The following is a 15799-nucleotide window of genomic DNA, read 5'->3' as shown; positions in this document are numbered from 1 at the left end:
GGGAAGTAGGTTCCAGGATTACCTTGTGGCGATGGCGGTCGCGTTGTAGTTCATCCATCGCCGTGGTCAATCAGTTCGCGAGCCGCACCAGGTGCTCACGACAAGAGCCATGGATGGCCGTGTGAGGTGATGCATGCGGGTGTTCAAGGAATTGGGCGAACAGATCCAGCGAGCATGGCACGCACGGAACTACAACGAACAGTGCTTCACCGACATCGTCGTGGAGACCCTGCGGCGGTCAAGCAGGTGGGTGCACGACTTCAGCTTGGAGGACTACGTGACCTGGCTGCAAGGTCTCGACAGTCTTCCACCCCAGGGCGATTTCAAGGCGGGACTCGACCAGACGCCCCTCATCGTCTTCGAATCCGGGCGTTTCTACCTTGGGCTGTACTTCTGGCGCGATCTGGTCACGACCATCCATCGTCCAAATGCCCATGATGTGTACGGCGTACTGAGAGGGCGTTGCCTGGAGGCGCGTTATTCATTCGAACGATCCGAGACCTATTTCAATTCTCATCTTCTCTGGGGTGACCTCACCTTCTCCGAGATCCGGAACCTCACCCCGGGTTCGCTGACGACCCAGGCGCCAGAGGACATCCATTCACTCTATTCGTTGGATGACCTGTCGGTGGTTCTTGTCGCGAGGACAAACGCGGCTCTGAGAGCGGGCCCCGCGTACGAATACTGTCCTCCAGGTGTGGCGGTGGATCCGTTCTACAGAGAGCCGCTCCGCGAGCGCCAGCTCCAGACCTTGACGATCCTTTCGGAGACATCGGAGACGCTGTACCTCCGCATGGCGTTCGCGCTCGTCCGGATGGCCGACGTGGAGACCGTTTATCGGGTGCTCGAGAATCTCGCGAGCTCGAGCAATCGGTTCGCCGCTCAACTCGCCCATGCGGCTGAATTGGCCGAGGCACGGTTCGGAGAGGTCATCCAGGCCTTCCTGCAGTCGTTCAGGGGGCGGTTCCGTGACCGGTTGATTCTCGGAGAACAACGAGCCGCGAAGGACTCGATGGCCAGGCTCCTGTGGACGCTGGCGCACATCAAACCCGGGCGTGAGGCTGTATTGAAAACGGTTGCCGCCCATTTTCCGGAGGTGTCGCCCCAGGACGTGGTTGCGGATTGGCTCGAAGGCTTCTCGACGTATCCGAAGGACGAGTTGAAAGTGGATGAAGTGAGCGCGTTTCTCGCCAGACGTCTGTTCATGGGGGATGGCCCCGAACAGGCCGTGCGTGCGCTCGGGCGCGTGTACGGAGAAGAGGCCGTGGGAGACGCTGTCCCGCAGTTGCTCGCGCAGTGCGAGTCGCTGCGTCACCATCTGGTGTTTTCCGCGTTCCTGTAAAGCTTCCGCCGTAAAAAGAAAGCGCGCGGACCTGGAAGACCCGCGCGCCAGAAGCCCAGTTGGCTTGCGCTTAGCCCGGGCAGCCGCTGGCGCCGGTGTCGCTGGTAGACTGGGACTGCTCGGGCGGAGCCATCGCCACGGTGGAGCCCTTCGCACCCATCACCTGGGCCAGCTCCTCCTCGGTCAGGATGGGGCGCAGCTTCGGCAGGGGCTTGTTGGTCTTCTTGGTGTCGGACATGTCATTCTCCTGGGGGGCTGGTTGTCATTGGCTCCCCTCCCTCGATTGGTCGGCTGACAACCAATCCCGAAGTCTAGGGAAAAGCCGCCAAGTGTCAATCACTCAATGCTTCGGAGGGCGGGTCGTGAGCCCGGCGCGCGCGTGCGACGTCCGAGAGCTATGGACCGAGGCGCTTGCGCAACACGTGGAGCGCCCACGCGCCGAAGAGGATGCCGAACACGCCCAGGCCCAGCAGCACCAGGGGGCGTTGCTCGAGGAAGCTGGCGCCCAGGTAGACGGTGCCCACCGCGTACGGTAGCTCCGCGAGGGCGAGGACGAGCAGGTAGCGGCGCAGCCCGTAGCGCGCCAGGCCGAGCACATAGCCGGGAATCTCCGAGGGGACCGAGAGCTGGAAGAGGAGCACCAGGCCGAAGGGCGTGTGCCGGGAGAGGCGATCCTCGTAGCGGTTGAGCAGGCTGGAGGAGGTGAGCCTGCGGATGACCGGCCGGCCCCAGAAGCGGGCGATGCCATAGGCGGTGATGCCTCCGAGCATCCAGCCCATCCAGAGCAGAAGCGCGCAGGCTGTCTTCCCCCAGACGTGGAGGGCCACCGGTAGCAGCAGCGCGCTGGAGAAGAAGGCCAGCATGGCCGACAGCGCGGACAGGAGGATGAAGAGCACCGCGCCCCAGAAGGGATGTCTGGAGATGATGGGCGCGGCCTCGTCGAGGAGCTGGCGCAGGAGGGCCTGGAATACGTCCGAGGTGGCGAGGAGGGCGAGGCTGGCGAGGAGCAGCCCCAGCAGAATCGCCCGGCCCCATATGGCCGGAAGCCCGCGAGTCTGGTCCATCGGCCTGGTGTTCGGGTTCATCGCCTGTCCGGATGCATCCCGGTAAGGATGCGGCCTGTTCGCGTTCCGGACATCCCCGTCCGGGAGCTGGCTCCATGAACGAGCCGCCAGGCGAATCCCTGGCGGCCCCTCGTATCGTCCAGCGCTCCGTCCGGCTCCCTGGCCGCCGGGGGCTGGCTCAGAGCCGGACCTGGATCTCGTAGCGCCGGTTCTTCGCCTTCTTGGCCGGCGTGTTGTCCGGCTTCACCAGCGGCTGCTCCGAGCCACGGCCCACGGAGATGATCTCCGCGCGGGACACGCCCCGGGCGGCCAGCTCCTTGACGATGACCTCGGCGCGCCTGGCGCTGAGCTCCTTGTTCTTGGCCGCGTCGCCGCTCGAATCGGTGTGCCCGGAGACCTCGAACTTGAAGTTCTTCACGCCAGCCGAATCGAGCTGCTTCTTCGCCTCGATGAGGGCATTGGCCAGGTTCTTGAGCTTCTTGTCACAGCCGGGCTCGAGCACGTCCGTGCCCGATTTGAAGCTGCACTGGTTCTTGCGGGCCTCCTCCGTCAGCTTCGTGTTGACGCGCTTCTCGACGGCGCCCTTGCCCGCGTCACCCGCCGCCTTCTTGATCTGATCGAACGGGCTCTGGGCGAACGAGACCGCGGGGACCCCGAGCAGCGCCAGGGAGATGCACAGCGCCTTCACCTTCATGGACGTCTCCTGTGTGGAACGTGGAACCACGAGGGTCCAGGCTGCACGCGGAGAACCGGGCGCGTCCAGCTTCGCGTGCGCAAAGGCTGCGCCCCCGTCCGCCGTGCCGCAAGGCTTGCGCTTCTGGCGGACTTTCCTCCTTGGGCACTCCTGGTGGCGTGCTTCTTGCCCCCCCGAAGGCCGCTCGCCGGGGTGGTCCTTCGCCTTCCTCCCAGGTCGGGTTCCGGGCAGGAGGGCAGGGAAACCCGCTGTTCTCAGCGTCCGAGCGCGCTAAAAAGTCCATCTGCACATGGCGGAGACCTTGTTCGAAGAATTGAAACGGTACGTGGGCTTCGGGCCGCAGGACGAGCAGGCGCTCCGAGCCCTCCACGAGGTGGCCCGGCACCACTTCCGTGACATCGCGCACGTCTTCTACGCGCGCATCCTGGAGCACGAGGGCGCGCGCAACGCCCTGGCGGGCGAGAGCCAGGTGGGCCACCTCAAGGTCACGTTGCAGGCGTGGATGGAGCAACTGCTGCGCGGGCCCTGGGACGAGGACTACTACCTGTTGCGCTGCCGCATCGGCCGCATGCATGTGCGCATCGCGCTGCCCCAGCACTACATGTTCGGCGCGATGAACGTCCTGCGGGAGGAGTTCAACCGCGTCATCGACGAGCACTACGTCGGCCAGCCCGAGGCGATCCGGGCGGCGCGCTCGGCCCTGGGGAAGATCCTCGATCTCGAGGTGGCCATCATGCTGCACACCTACCGGGAGGATCTGCTCGCCCAGCAGGCGCGCAGCGAGCGGCTGTCCACCTTCGGCCAGCTCGTGGGCTCCATCGGGCACGAGCTGCGCAACCCGCTGGGCGTCATCGAGACGTCGCTCTTCATCCTCAAGGGCCGGCCCCTGGCCACCGACGAGCGCGCCGCCAAGCACCTGGCGCGCATTGGCGAGCAGGTGGCTCTGGCCAACCGCATCGTCACGGATCTGCTGGACATGATCCGTGACCGCCCCCTCAAGCGCGAGCCCCTGCGGCTCGACGAGGTGTGGAAGGACGCGCTCACCTCGGTGCAGGTCCCCGCGGGCGTCTCCATTCACGCCGAGGGACTCCCCGAGCTCCCCACGCTGCAGGGAGACCCCGGGCAGATGCGCCAGGTCTTCGTCAACCTGCTGGAGAACGCCGTGCATGCCGTGGGTGAGACGGGCTCGGTGACGCTGACGGCGGAGAAGGGCGTGGACGCGGTGGAGCTGCGCCTGGAGGACTCGGGGCCGGGCGTCAGCGAGTCCATCCGGCGCCGCATGTTCGAGCCGCTGATGACCACCAAGGCCCGTGGCATCGGCCTGGGCCTGCCGCTCGTCAAGCGCATCCTCGAGCGCCATGGCGGCTCCATCGCCTACGCGCCGCGTGAGGGCCGTGGCGCGTGTTTCGTCCTGAGGCTACCCCTCTCCACCTCTTCCCCGTAGGTGACGGCATGAGGAACTACCTGCTGCTCGACGACAACGAGGCCTTCGCGGAGAACTTGGCGGAGATCCTCCGGGATGGCGGTGACGAGGCCACGGTGGTGACGGATGGGGCCCGGGCGTTGGAGCTGGCGCGCTCCAACCACTTCGACGTCCTCCTCACGGACATGAAGATGCCTGGCATGAGCGGGGCCGCGGCGGTGCACCACATCCGCCAGGTGGATCCGGGGCTCGCCGCCGTGGTCATCACCGCCCACCCCGGGGAAGACGACCTGGAGACGGCCCGGCGCGAGGGGCTGCTGGCGGTGCTGCCCAAGCCCGTGCCCATTCCCATGCTCGTGGGGCTGCTGTCCCAGGCGCGCCGGGATGGGCTGGTGGCGCTCGTCGAGGATGACCTGGCCCTCAGCGACAACCTCACCGAGGTGCTGCGCTCCCGCGGCTTCTCGTGCGTCACCGCGCGCTCGGTGCTGGACGCCGAGCAGCTCGCCTCGGTGCGGCCCTTCGCCGCGCTGGTGGATCTGCGCATGCCGGGTGGCCCGGACGGCGAGGCGCTGCGCCGGCTGCGGGCGCGCTTCCCCGAGCTGCCGGTGTTCGTGATGACGGCTTTTCCGGACGTGGCGTCGACCTTGCCCGAGCACAGGGGCATCTTCTCCAAACCCTTCGATACGGCGGCGTTGCTGGAGACGCTGGAGCGCATCCACGCCGAGCGCCGACCGCGGCCATCATGAGCGTCTCTCTCACCCATAGCCCCCGCGTGCTCGTCGTCGACGACAACGCGGCCTTTCTCGACAACCTCCAGGAGTTGCTCGGTGACGCGGGCTACCTGGTGCAGGGTGCCTCCAGTTGCCGCGAGGCCCGTGAGCGGATCCGGGATGGCTTCGACGTGGCGCTGGTGGATCTGCGGCTGCCAGACGGGGAGGGGACCGCGCTCGCCCGCGAGCTGAAGGAGAAGGTGCCCGAGTCCGAGGTGGTGCTGCTCACCGGCTTCGCCACGCTGGAGACGGCCGTGGCGGCGGTGCGCGCGGGCGCCTGCGCCTACCTGATGAAGCCCTGCGCGCCCAACGAGCTGCTCCTCACGTTGGAGCAGGCCATGCGTCAGGTGCGCCTCCAGGCGGAGAAGCGCGAGCTGGCGCGCAGGGCCCAGGTGACGGAGAAGCTCGCCGCGGTGGGCACCATGACGGCGGGGCTCTCGCACGAGATCCGCAACCCGCTCAACGCGGCGGCCCTGCAGCTCTCGGTGCTGGAGCGGCGGGTGCGGCGGCTCTCCGCGGAGCTGCAGCCCAACCTGCTGGAGCCACTGCTGCTGGTGCGGGATGAGATCCGCCGGTTGGATCACATCCTCGAGGACTTCCTGCAGTTCGCGCGGCCGCGCGAGTTCCGCCCGCAGCCGGTGGAGGTGAAGACGCTGCTGCGCCGCGTGGTGGATCTGCTGGGCAGTCAGGCGGATGCGCGCCGGGTGAGGCTGGAGCTGGACGGAGACGGGGGGGTGTCGGTTCCCCCCATCTCGGGCGAGGAGGAGCGGCTGCGCCAGGTGCTCATCAACCTGACCATCAACGCGCTGGAGGCCACGCCGGCCGGCGGGCTCGTGCGTGTCTCCGCGGGCCGCGAGGGCTCCGTGGCGTGGATCACCGTGGACGACACGGGCCCGGGCATCGCGCCGGAGATCCGCGACCGGCTCTTCGAGCCCTTCTTCACCACGAAGGCCCAGGGCTCGGGGCTGGGGCTGTCCATCGTCCATGCCATCGTGACGCAGCACGGCGGCACGTTGGAGGTGGGCAGCTCGCCCGAGGGTGGGGCACGGTTCATCCTGCGCCTGCCCCTGGCGCCCTGAAGGGGGCGTTACTCGGAGGTGGCCTCCGCCTCCGGGTTCTGCTCCTCCTCGGTGCTCGGCAGGGGCTTGCCGCTGGCCTCGGCGCTGTACTCCTTCAGCCGGTACTGCACCTTGCGCACGCTGATGCCGAGGATCTCCGCGGCGCGCGTGGTGGAGCCTCCCACCATCTCCATGGTGCGGAGGATGGCCTCGCGCTCGATCTGCGCCAGTGTGGCGCCTGGAATCAGCGACGAGGGGGACGAGCCGGTGGGCCGCGGGCCGCGCAGCACGGGCGGCAGATCGTCCGTCGTCAGCTCCGAGCCCCCGGCCAGCACCACCGCGCGCTCGATGGCGTTCTCCAGCTCGCGGATGTTGCCCGGCCAGTCGTACGACAGCAGCGCCTGCAGCGTGCCCGGCGCCAGTCCCCGCACGTCCTTGCCGTACGAGTCGCTGTACTTCTCCAGGAAGTGATTCACCAGCGCGGGGATGTCGCTCTTGCGCTCGCGCAGCGGCGGCAACGTCACCGCCACCACGTTCAGCCGGTAGTACAAGTCCTCGCGGAACTTGCCCGCCTTCACCTCGGCCGTCAGGTCCCGGTGCGTGGCCGCGACGATGCGCACGTCCACCTTCAGCGTCTGCGTGCCGCCCACACGCTCGAACTCGCGCTGCTGCAGCACGCGCAGCAGCTTCACCTGCACCGAGGGGGAGATCTCCCCGATTTCATCCAGGAAGAGGGTGCCCCCGTCGGCCAGCTCGAAGCGGCCCTCCTTGCGGGCCATCGCGCCGGTGAAGGCGCCCTTCTCGTGGCCGAAGATCTCGCTCTCCAGCAGGTTCTCGGAGAGCGCGGCGCAGTGCACCTTGATGAAGGGCTTGTCGCGCCGCTGGGACTCCTGGTGGATGGCCTGGGCTATCAGCTCCTTGCCCGTACCGGACTCGCCCAGGATGAGCACCGTGGCCCGGGTGGTCGCCGCCCGGCGGACCACGTCATAGACGGCCTGCAACAGCGGCGACTCGCCGATGATGTTGTGGAAGCGCGTCCGCTGGCGCACCTGCTCGCGCAGCGTCTCCGCCTCGCGCGTCAGGGCCCGCTTCTCCAACGCCTTGCCCAGCACCACCAGCAGGGCGTTGGCGTCCAGCGGTTTGATGAGGTAGTTCTCCGCGCCGGCGCGCATGGCCTCCACCGCCGTCTCCACGCTGGCGAAGGCGGTCATCACGATGAACGTGGCGTCCGAGCCCTGCTCGCGTGCCTTCTTCAGGAAGGTGAGCCCGTCCATCTTCGGCATGCGCACGTCCGTGAGGACGGCGGCCGGTGAGAAATCAGCCAGCCGGGACAGGGCCTCTTCGCCATTGGAAGCCTCGGCGACCTCGTAACCCTCCTCGCCGAGGATGGTGGCGATGGCACGGCGGGCATTGTCCTCATCATCGACGACCAGGATGCGTTGGGCGGACATGGGATGAACCGTAGCAAGCAGCGGCCCGGATGGGATGGATTCCGGACACGGTGAGCAACCACGTCCCGCATGGCGCGTCAAGGCTCATAGCCGGCCGCCCGTCCTCCTTCCATGAAGTGCCAGGCCCGTCCGTGGCGGTGTTCCTCCTCCAGCGCGGCGGCGTGCTGTTCATCCCAGATGTCGATGATGGGCTCGATGCGCGGGGTGAGCCGCAGCATGGAGCTGGGGAAACAGCGCTCCGGGAGCGCGTCGAAGATCCGGCGCACGGCCGCGGCGTCCGTCTCGTCGCGGACGGCCACGTGGGGACGGACGATCAGATCCGTGTAGTGGGGCAGTCCATCCGGCCCATCCACCCGGCGGGCCATCGCGGTGCTCTGGTAGAAGAGCACCTCCACCCGCTGGGCGCGCACCTGCTCCAGGAAGGCCACCAGGGTACGCCCCTCCACGGCGCCCACCAGCAGCGCCTCGGGATTCCATTGCCCTTCCAGGTCGGAGTTTTGCCCACCCAGGGGAATGGAGGGGGTCTGCTCTCCAAAGAGCTGGGCACCACAGTCGCTCCGCCATTGGAGCCGCGTCTCGAACTCGGTGATGGCAACGTAGGTCACATCGCACCTCCGCGTGTCTCAACCCACGGGGGGGACTTTCAATGTGCGTGCCGCGCGGAAGGCCGGACGCCTGCCTGCTCATGTGGGACGGACGAGCAACACCGGCCGGGCGCTGTTCTGGATGACTTCCTGAGCCACCGAGCCGAGCAGTGCCTTGGACAGCCCCGAGCGCCCATGAGTGGCCAGGCAGATGACATCACAGTTGAACCGCTCGGCCGCCTGGCTGATGGCCTCGGACACCTTGCGGCCGTGGACCACCTCCACGCGCGTGGAGATACCCCGGGCGGCTGCCTCGGGAGGGACGAGCCCGCGCAGCTCCTCGGCGAGGCGCTCCTGCTCGGGTGTGCGGATCGGGGGCGCCTGGGGCGACAGGTACTGCGCATAGAGCGGGGGAACGCCTCCCACGGGCTCCAACACGTGCAGCAGGTAGACGGTGCCTCCGGCCGGAACCACCGAGTAGGCGTGCCGGATGGCGCTGACACCCACCTCGGAGAGATCCGTGGGGGCCAGGATCCGGCGCACCTCGGGGATGGTGAGCGGGGTGGCCGAGCTGGCGGGCACGCAGAGCACGGAGACGGGCGCCTCGTGGATGATGCGCTGCGACACCGAGCCGTACCACCACTTGCTGGCCCCGGTCCGCTGGTGGGTCCCCACCACGATGAGATCCGCCTCCTCCTTGCGCGCCAACGCCACCAGCGAGTCCGAGGGCCGGCCCAGGCCGGGATCCAGGTGCACCCAGACCGCTCCGGTGCCAGGCATGTCCCCCAGGCGGGCCGTCAGGTCACGCCGCAGCGCCTCCTCCACTTCGGGTGTCACCTCGGATTCGGTGGACAGGGGGACGCCGTAGCGCACGTGCGCGTCCGCGCCCCAGTAGTGGTGGGCGGCCACCACCTCACAGCTGCCGAGCATGCGCAGCTTGCGCACCCAGGCCACCGCCGCCTCCGAGGGAGGGGTGAAGTCCAGGCCGAGCAGGACACGCAGGCTGCGCTCGCCCCGTGACCAGGACTCCAGCGCGCTCGACGAGCGGACGACCAGCACCGGGCAGCGGGCCGTCTGCACGACCCGCTCCGCCACGTTGCCGATGCGCCAGCGGGGGGCCCGCTGACCATGGTGGGACACGATGAGGAGCGAGGCATGGACGGCGGCCGCGTGCTCGACGAGGACCTCGTCCGGGGCCCCCTCCTGCAGGTGCGACTCCACCCGTGTGTCTCCTGCGCGCAGCTCGGCCGCCTGGGCCTCCAGGCGGGCGGACACCTCGCGGCGCAGGGCCTCGTCGGTCGCGGAGGTGCGCCCCGCACTGCCATACTCGGTGACGTGGACCAGGTGGAGCACCTCGCCGCTCCGGCGGGCGAAAGCCGCCGCCGCCCGTGCCGCTGTCATCGCCCGCTCCGAGAAATCCGTTCCGAAGACGATCGACATGGTGCTCCCCCGTGGTTTGGATCAGGCTTCGTATTCGGCCGCGAGGCTCCGGCGGTCCATGTCCTCGATGAGGTGCTGGGCGAAACGGACCATGTCCGCCTCGGTGATGATGCCGATGAGCTGGCCGTCCGCACCCACCACGGGCAGGCAGCCGTACTTGTTGTCCAGCATCAGCTTCACCGCTTCACGGGTGGACGTGTCCGCCTGGACGGTCTTCACGTCGCGCACCATCACGTCCGAGGCCCAGAGCGGCTGCTTGGCTGGGTCCGCTCCGCCGCGCTGCGCCGCGGCCCTCAGGAGATCCCGGTGGGTGACGAGCCCGATGAGCTTCCCGTTGCGCACCACGGGCAGGTGACGGATGCGGTGCAGGCGGAGCAAGTCCTCCGCCAGGGCGAGGTTCTGGGTCTCCGTGAGAGTGACCAGATTGCGGGTCATCAGCTCTCCGACGGTCTGCATATACGTGGCTCCGGTCCTGATTGAGTCGTGGGTCCTGAAAGAAGCTATTGCAGGTCTGGTTCCAGGGCGCGGGGCCCAGGAAGCCCGCCACGTTGGCTGCTCGAACCCGGCGCGTCCAGTGCAACCTTTACGTCCCCCGGGGCTCCGGCCGCAGATGCTGCGCGCGCCCGTCAGTCCGCCACCTGGTGGACAGGGGGGCATCCAGACGGTTGAAGCCCGCTCCCCGCCTGCGCTACACCGGCGCCTTGTCGCTAGGGGTGCCCCCGAGAGGGGCTGAGACGGCCGTGGAGCGGCCAACCCTTGGAACCTGAACCGGTTCGTACCGGCGGAGGGAAGCGGCGGGCGCTCCACGCCTTGCCCGTCCTTCCGTGAGGAGAAGTGACGTGAGCGGAGCCTCGAAGAGTCTCAAGGTGGATGGCAAGGTCCTGGAGGGCATCACCCGGGGGCCCCTGCCGGCCTCGCGCAAGGTGTACGTGCCCGGCGTGCTGCACCCGGACCTGCGTGTCCCCATGCGGGAGATCAGCCAGACGCCCACCCGTCATGGCCACGGTCCGGAAGCGAAGGAGACGCCCAACCCGTCCATCCTCGTCTACGACTCGAGCGGCCCGTACACGGACCCCGAGGCGTCCCTGGATCTCCGGGCGGGGCTGCCCGCCGTGCGCGCCGAGTGGATTCGCCGCCGTGGGGACGTGGAGGAGCTGTCCGGTGTCACCTCCGAGTATGGCCGTACCCGCGAGGCGGACCCGCGCCTGTCCGGGCTGCGCTTCACCCACCGTCGCAAGCCGCTGGTGGCGAAGCCGGGGGCGAATGTCACCCAGTTGCACTACGCCCGCAGGGGGATCATCACCCCCGAGATGGAGTTCGTGGCGCTGCGCGAGAACCTCAAGCGCGAGGCCGCCGTCGCCGCTCTGTCCCAGCAGCACCCGGGCCACTCCTGGGGCGCCGCGATTCCCAGGGAGATCACCCCCGAGTTCGTACGTGACGAGGTGGCGCGGGGCCGCGCCATCATCCCGGCCAACATCAACCACCCGGAGCTGGAGCCGATGATCATCGGCCGCAACTTCCTGGTGAAGATCAACGCCAACATCGGCAACTCGGCCGTCACCTCCTCCATCGAGGAGGAGGTGGAGAAGATGGTGTGGTCCATCCGCTGGGGCGCGGACACGGTGATGGATCTGTCCACCGGCCGCAACATCCACGAGACGCGCGAGTGGATCCTCCGCAACGCCCCGGTGCCCATCGGCACGGTGCCCATCTACCAGGCGCTGGAGAAGGTGGGGGGCAAGGCCGAGGAGCTCACCTGGGAGATCTACCGCGACACCCTCATCGAGCAGTGCGAGCAGGGGGTGGACTACTTCACCATCCACGCGGGCGTGCTGCTGCGCTACATCCCGCTCACCGCGAAGCGCATGACGGGCATCGTGAGCCGGGGTGGCTCCATCCTGGCCAAGTGGTGCCTGGCCCACCACCAGGAGAACTTCCTCTACACGCACTTCGAGGAGATCTGCGAGATCCTCAAGGCGTACGACGTCAGCTTCAGCCTGGGAGACGGGCTGCGGCCGGGCTCCATCGCGGACGCCAACGACGCGGCGCAGTTCGGCGAGCTGGAGGCGCTGGGCGAGCTGACGAAGATCGCCTGGAAGCACGACGTGCAGGTGATGATCGAGGGCCCGGGCCACGTGCCCATGCACCTCATCCAGGAGAACATGACGAAGCAGCTCGCGGTGTGCCACGAGGCGCCCTTCTACACACTGGGGCCCCTCACCACGGACATCGCGCCGGGGTACGACCACTTCACCAGCGGCATCGGCGCGGCGATGATCGGCTGGTTCGGCACGGCGATGCTCTGCTACGTCACCCCCAAGGAGCACCTGGGGCTGCCCAACCGGGACGACGTGAAGGAAGGCGTCATCACCTACAAGATCGCCGCCCACGCCGCGGACCTCGCCAAGGGGCACCCGGGCGCGCAGCTGCGCGACAACGCCCTGTCCAAGGCCCGCTTCGAGTTCCGCTGGGAGGACCAGTTCAACCTCTCGTTGGATCCCGAGCGCGCCCGCGCCTTCCATGACGAGACCCTGCCCGCCGAGGGCGCCAAGGTGGCCCACTTCTGCTCCATGTGCGGCCCGCAGTTCTGCTCGATGAAGATCACCCAGGACGTGCGCGACTACGCGGAGAAGACCGGGGTTTCCGAGCAGAAGGCGCTGGAGTCCGGCATGGCCGAGAAGAGCGAGGAGTTCAAGAAGGCCGGCGGGCAGCTCTACCGCTGAGGTCTCCCCTCTTCGCGAGTTCCCCTCCCTCCATACATCTGCTGGATACGTGACATTCGACCCGGGTCTGGCGGAGAATGGGGGAGAGTGGGCGTGGGGGGACCGCGCCCGTTGACGACCCAGAGGGGAACTCGAAATGGAAACGCAGCATCAGGCCGGTTTCATCACCGGTTCGCCGGCGCCCACGGCGGACGAGAAGACATGGGGCATGATCGCGCACCTGAGCGCGCTGGTGGCATCCGTGGTGGGGTTCCCCTTCCTCGGACCGCTCATCGTCATGCTCACCAAGGGCAAGGAGTCGCCCTGGGTGGAGCAGCACGCGAAGGAGGCGCTCAACTTCCAGATCACCGCCACGGTGGCCATCTGGGTGTCCGCGTTCACGATGTTCTGCCTGGTTGGCTTCGTCCTGCTGCCGCTGGTGGGATTGGCCGCCCTGGTGCTGACCGTGCTCGCCGGCATCAAGGCCAACAACGGCGAGATGTACCGCTACCCGGCCACCATCCGGCTGGTGAAGTAATCCCACCGGGGAAGTCGTAGCGCCGCGGGCGAGGCGGGGCTCCACCAGGGGCCCGGTCCTCGCTCAGCCTCCGATGCCCATCATCGACAGCAGGGAGGCGCCAGCGCCGGGCTCGGTGAAGCGATGGCCTTCGGGCTTCTCGCCGAGGGCGCCGCGGATGGCCAGGGCCAGCTCCGCGTCCGTGGCCCCGCCGCGGATGAGCGTGTGCAGCGGCGCCTGGGCGCGTCCGCCGAGGCAGCTGCGCAGGTCTCCATTGGAGGCCACGCGCACGCGGTTGCAACCGCCACAGAAGTTCTGGGTGAGGGGAGAGATGAAGCCCACGAGCCCCCCGGGCGCGCGCCAGTAGCGGGCCGGACCCGCGGTGGCGCTGTCCTGCTCGTCCTCGGGCTCGAGGGGAAGCCCGGTGGCCCGCAGCCCTTCCACCAGCTCCGCGGTGGGCACCGGGGTGCCCTGTCCGAAGGGCATCAGCTCGATGAAGCGCGGCACCATGCCTCGGGCGTGGGCATACGCGATGAGCTCCGGCACCTCGGTGTCGTTCACCCCGCGCATGACGACGACGTTCATCTTGAGGGAGGCGTAGCCCGCCGCCACGGCCGCGTCGATGCCCCGCAGGATGGTGGCGAGCTCGCCCTGCTTGGAGATGCGCCGGAAGGTGGCCTCGGACAGGGTGTCCAGGCTGATGTTGAGCTGGGTGACGCCCGCCTCGCGCAGGGGAGCGGCCAGGCGCTCCAGGTGGCTGGCGTTGGTGGTGATGGCCACCCGCTGCACGCCCGGCACCGCGGCGATGCGCCGGGAGACCTCGACGATGTCCGGGCGGATCAGGGGCTCGCCTCCGGTGAGCCGCACCCGCCGGATGCCCATCCGGGCGAAGACGGAGACGATGCGCTCGAACTCCTCGGGCGTCAGCAGATCCTTCTTGCCCCCCCAGCTCGCGGGCGAGCAGTACGTGCAACGGAAGTTACACCGGTCCGTCACGGACAGCCGCAGGTAGGTCATCGTTCTCCCCTGGGCGTCTAGCAGGGGAGGGGTCAGGGGGTCCCTTGTGGGAGCGGCGGCTGGCGTCATGGAGGGCTCGACTATTAACCGCCCAGCCTACGCCGAGCATGCCCGAAGTCACCGCTCTCCGTTCGATCCGGGCTGGGTTGAGGTCTGGTCAACCAGACCTTGCCTTCAGTCCCGCGAGTTGCCCTGGCGTCCCCCGGCGAGGACCGAGAGGACCACGGGCTGCTCCGGCCGGGAGGCGGTGGCCGTCGTGGCACCCACCGCCGGGCTGGGAACGGGGGCGGCGGGAGCGGGCGTGGCGCGTGGAGTGGCGCTGGAGCCAGAGCTCGAGGGAGGGCCGCCAGGTCCCGGGATGGTCTGGTCCATGTCGTCCAGGTCATCGCTGAGCCGGGCGAGGGTGGCCTCGGCCTCCTGGGCCTGCGCCTCCGCCTGCACCAGTGTCAGCTTCCGGTTGTGCATGTCCTCCTTGATCTTGATGAGCGCCTGCTCACCGATATCCAGGAAGGCACGCACGACCTCGCGATCGAACTGGGTGCCGGCGCAGCGGGTGATCTCCGCGATGGCGTTGGCGAACGTGGTGCCCTTGCGGTAGGGCCGGTCGCTCGTCATCGCGTCCAGGGTGTCCGCCACGGCGAAGATGCGCGCGCCGATGTGGATCTCCTGGCCCCGGAGGTTACGCGGGTAGCCCTGACCATCCCAGCGCTCCTGGTGCGACAGCACGATCTGCGCCGGCGTGGCCAGGAAGGGGATGTTCTGGATCATCTGGAAGCCGATGTCCGGGTGCTTGCGCATCTCCTGCCACTCTTCCGGCGTGAGCTTGCCCGGCTTGAGCAGCACGGCGTCGGGCACGCCGATCTTCCCGATGTCGTGGAGGAGGGCGCCGCGGCCGATCTCCTCCATCTCCGGACCCTTGATGCCCATGCGCTCGGCGATGGCGCTGGTGTAGCGCACCACGCGCTGCGAGTGGTCCGACGTCTCGTGCTCGCGGGCGTCCAGGGCCGCCACCAGGGCCAGCAGGGTGGACTGGTAGGTGTTGGCGATGTCGCGCAGCGCGTTGCGCAGCTCGGTCGTGCGATCCCTCACCTTGCGCTCCAGCTTCTTCTGGTAGCGCTTGCGGGCCAGCTCGATGCGGCGCTTGGCGAGCGCACGCTCGATGGCGCGGATGAGGTCCGTCAGCTTGGGCGGCTTGAGCAGGTAGTCCACCGCGCCGCGCCGCAGACAATCCACGGCGGACTCGGTGTCACCGTAGCCGGTGAGCATGATGACCGAGGTGTCCGGATAGCGCTCGCGCAGCTGCTCCAGCAGCCACAGGCCATCCTTGCCCGGCATCTTCATGTCGCTGATGACCAGCGGCGTCTCTTCCTGACCGGCGATGTCCAGGGCCATTTCGGCGCCACTGGCCACCACGCAGTTGTATCCCTCCTCCCTGAGGAGGACGGAGATGACGTCGCGCACGGAATCGTCGTCGTCGACGATGAGGATCCGGGGAGGTACGGGAGGAATGGCTTCCACGGCGAACGATTCTAGGAGGATCGGGCTCCAGAAGGCCAACCCAACGAGGTTTTTCAGGGTCGACGGCTGCTTGGACGGGTACCCCGTGGGTCGAGAAGGCCCCCCGGCGGCTCAGCGAAGGGGGAAACGGTCGGGTTGACGGCACGGGGGTCTTTCCGTTACCTAGTAGGTGCGTGCGTTCCTCGTCCATCCATCATCGCCATGCGCATCATCATCGGC

15 protein-coding genes and 1 riboswitch are annotated in these 15799 nt (G+C 68.2%); of the genes, 6 read left to right on the top strand and 9 right to left on the bottom strand.

The window, feature by feature from the left end; genetic code table 11:
- Nucleotides 1-133 precede the first annotated feature (133 nt).
- The gene (locus tag NR810_RS03075; protein WP_257447453.1) at nt 134-1342 is read left to right on the top strand and encodes a hypothetical protein; all 1209 of its coding nucleotides are present in this window, start codon (nt 134-136) and stop codon (nt 1340-1342) included.
- A 70-nt stretch (nt 1343-1412) separates the two neighbouring features.
- Here NR810_RS03075 and NR810_RS03070 read toward each other — a convergent pair whose 3' ends face one another.
- The 3 genes from NR810_RS03070 to NR810_RS03060 all read right to left on the bottom strand — a co-directional run bounded on the left by NR810_RS03070 (nt 1413) and on the right by NR810_RS03060 (nt 3100).
- The gene (locus NR810_RS03070) at nt 1413-1580 is read right to left on the bottom strand and encodes a hypothetical protein (RefSeq protein WP_257447450.1); all 168 of its coding nucleotides are present in this window, start codon (nt 1578-1580) and stop codon (nt 1413-1415) included.
- Nucleotides 1581-1737: 157 nt separating this feature from the next.
- A complete protein-coding gene (locus tag NR810_RS03065) occupies nt 1738-2427 on the bottom strand; it encodes a TVP38/TMEM64 family protein (protein WP_257447432.1) in 690 nt (229 codons plus the stop codon).
- 157 nt (nt 2428-2584) lie between these two features.
- Nucleotides 2585-3100 carry an OmpA family protein gene (locus NR810_RS03060; protein WP_257447429.1) on the bottom strand — a complete coding sequence of 172 codons (516 nt, stop codon included), beginning with the start codon at nt 3098-3100 and terminating at the stop codon, nt 2585-2587.
- A gap of 289 nt (nt 3101-3389) precedes the next feature.
- Here NR810_RS03060 and NR810_RS03055 point away from each other — a divergent pair, with 289 nt between their 5' ends.
- The 3 genes from NR810_RS03055 to NR810_RS03045 are packed head-to-tail and all read left to right on the top strand — an operon-like array spanning nt 3390 to nt 6372.
- Nucleotides 3390-4544 carry a protoglobin domain-containing protein gene (locus NR810_RS03055; protein WP_257447426.1) on the top strand — a complete coding sequence of 385 codons (1155 nt, stop codon included), beginning with the start codon at nt 3390-3392 and terminating at the stop codon, nt 4542-4544.
- An 8-nt stretch (nt 4545-4552) separates the two neighbouring features.
- Nucleotides 4553-5269, top strand: a complete 717-nt coding sequence (locus tag NR810_RS03050) for a response regulator (protein WP_257447423.1) — start codon at nt 4553-4555, stop codon at nt 5267-5269.
- On the top strand, nt 5266-6372 hold the full coding sequence (locus tag NR810_RS03045) for a sensor histidine kinase (protein ID WP_257447420.1): 1107 nt from the start codon (nt 5266-5268) through the stop codon (nt 6370-6372). Before NR810_RS03050 ends, NR810_RS03045 begins: the two co-directional genes overlap by 4 nt.
- Before the next feature lie 8 nt (nt 6373-6380).
- On the opposite strand, the gene NR810_RS03040 is transcribed toward NR810_RS03045, so the two are convergent.
- The 4 genes from NR810_RS03040 to NR810_RS03025 form a co-directional block, all read right to left on the bottom strand.
- Nucleotides 6381-7802 carry a sigma-54-dependent transcriptional regulator gene (locus tag NR810_RS03040; RefSeq protein ID WP_257447419.1) on the bottom strand — a complete coding sequence of 474 codons (1422 nt, stop codon included), beginning with the start codon at nt 7800-7802 and terminating at the stop codon, nt 6381-6383.
- A 77-nt stretch (nt 7803-7879) separates the two neighbouring features.
- Nucleotides 7880-8407: a hypothetical protein gene (locus tag NR810_RS03035; protein WP_257447416.1), complete on the bottom strand. Its 528-nt coding sequence runs from the start codon at nt 8405-8407 to the stop codon at nt 7880-7882.
- 78 nt (nt 8408-8485) lie between these two features.
- Entirely contained in the window at nt 8486-9826 is a 1341-nt protein-coding gene (locus tag NR810_RS03030) for a universal stress protein (RefSeq protein ID WP_257447413.1), read from the bottom strand.
- 21 nt (nt 9827-9847) lie between these two features.
- Nucleotides 9848-10261 (bottom strand): CBS domain-containing protein, encoded by a 414-nt coding sequence (locus NR810_RS03025; RefSeq protein WP_306817775.1) that lies wholly within the window; start codon nt 10259-10261, stop codon nt 9848-9850.
- A gap of 264 nt (nt 10262-10525) precedes the next feature.
- Nucleotides 10526-10633: riboswitch (TPP riboswitch) on the top strand.
- A gap of 32 nt (nt 10634-10665) precedes the next feature.
- Here NR810_RS03025 and thiC point away from each other — a divergent pair.
- Both thiC and NR810_RS03015 read left to right on the top strand, forming a co-directional pair.
- A complete protein-coding gene (gene thiC, locus NR810_RS03020; RefSeq protein WP_326522484.1) occupies nt 10666-12549 on the top strand; it encodes a phosphomethylpyrimidine synthase ThiC in 1884 nt (627 codons plus the stop codon).
- A 136-nt stretch (nt 12550-12685) separates the two neighbouring features.
- Nucleotides 12686-13066 carry a DUF4870 domain-containing protein gene (locus tag NR810_RS03015; RefSeq protein ID WP_257447408.1) on the top strand — a complete coding sequence of 127 codons (381 nt, stop codon included), beginning with the start codon at nt 12686-12688 and terminating at the stop codon, nt 13064-13066.
- A gap of 63 nt (nt 13067-13129) precedes the next feature.
- On the opposite strand, the gene moaA is transcribed toward NR810_RS03015, so the two are convergent.
- Together moaA and NR810_RS03005 are read right to left on the bottom strand one after the other, a co-directional pair.
- Nucleotides 13130-14131, bottom strand: coding sequence for a GTP 3',8-cyclase MoaA (gene moaA, locus NR810_RS03010; protein ID WP_257447405.1), 1002 nt, complete (start codon nt 14129-14131; stop codon nt 13130-13132).
- Nucleotides 14132-14236: 105 nt separating this feature from the next.
- The gene (locus NR810_RS03005; RefSeq protein WP_257447402.1) at nt 14237-15580 is read right to left on the bottom strand and encodes an HD-GYP domain-containing protein; all 1344 of its coding nucleotides are present in this window, start codon (nt 15578-15580) and stop codon (nt 14237-14239) included.
- Between the last annotated feature and the right edge of the window lie 219 nt (nt 15581-15799).

Source organism: Archangium lipolyticum, assembly GCF_024623785.1.
GTDB lineage: Bacteria > Myxococcota > Myxococcia > Myxococcales > Myxococcaceae > Archangium > Archangium lipolyticum.
The sequence above is the reverse complement of the archived record's forward strand: the minus strand, read 5'-3'. Positions and strand labels throughout refer to the sequence as shown.

What these genes read in the sequence shown, in the direction of transcription:
- NR810_RS03075 (WP_257447453.1), top strand. Translation starts at nt 134, where the DNA reads ATGCGGGTGTTCAAGGAATTGGGCGAACAGATCCAGCGAGCATGGCAC.
- NR810_RS03070 (WP_257447450.1), bottom strand. Translation starts at nt 1,580, where the DNA reads ATGTCCGACACCAAGAAGACCAACAAGCCCCTGCCGAAGCTGCGCCCC.
- NR810_RS03065 (WP_257447432.1), bottom strand. Translation starts at nt 2,427, where the DNA reads ATGAACCCGAACACCAGGCCGATGGACCAGACTCGCGGGCTTCCGGCC.
- NR810_RS03060 (WP_257447429.1), bottom strand. Translation starts at nt 3,100, where the DNA reads ATGAAGGTGAAGGCGCTGTGCATCTCCCTGGCGCTGCTCGGGGTCCCC.
- NR810_RS03055 (WP_257447426.1), top strand. Translation starts at nt 3,390, where the DNA reads ATGGCGGAGACCTTGTTCGAAGAATTGAAACGGTACGTGGGCTTCGGG.
- NR810_RS03050 (WP_257447423.1), top strand. Translation starts at nt 4,553, where the DNA reads ATGAGGAACTACCTGCTGCTCGACGACAACGAGGCCTTCGCGGAGAAC.
- NR810_RS03045 (WP_257447420.1), top strand. Translation starts at nt 5,266, where the DNA reads ATGAGCGTCTCTCTCACCCATAGCCCCCGCGTGCTCGTCGTCGACGAC.
- NR810_RS03040 (WP_257447419.1), bottom strand. Translation starts at nt 7,802, where the DNA reads ATGTCCGCCCAACGCATCCTGGTCGTCGATGATGAGGACAATGCCCGC.
- NR810_RS03030 (WP_257447413.1), bottom strand. Translation starts at nt 9,826, where the DNA reads ATGTCGATCGTCTTCGGAACGGATTTCTCGGAGCGGGCGATGACAGCG.
- NR810_RS03025 (WP_306817775.1), bottom strand. Translation starts at nt 10,261, where the DNA reads ATGACCCGCAATCTGGTCACTCTCACGGAGACCCAGAACCTCGCCCTG.
- NR810_RS03015 (WP_257447408.1), top strand. Translation starts at nt 12,686, where the DNA reads ATGGAAACGCAGCATCAGGCCGGTTTCATCACCGGTTCGCCGGCGCCC.
- moaA (WP_257447405.1), bottom strand. Translation starts at nt 14,131, where the DNA reads ATGACGCCAGCCGCCGCTCCCACAAGGGACCCCCTGACCCCTCCCCTG.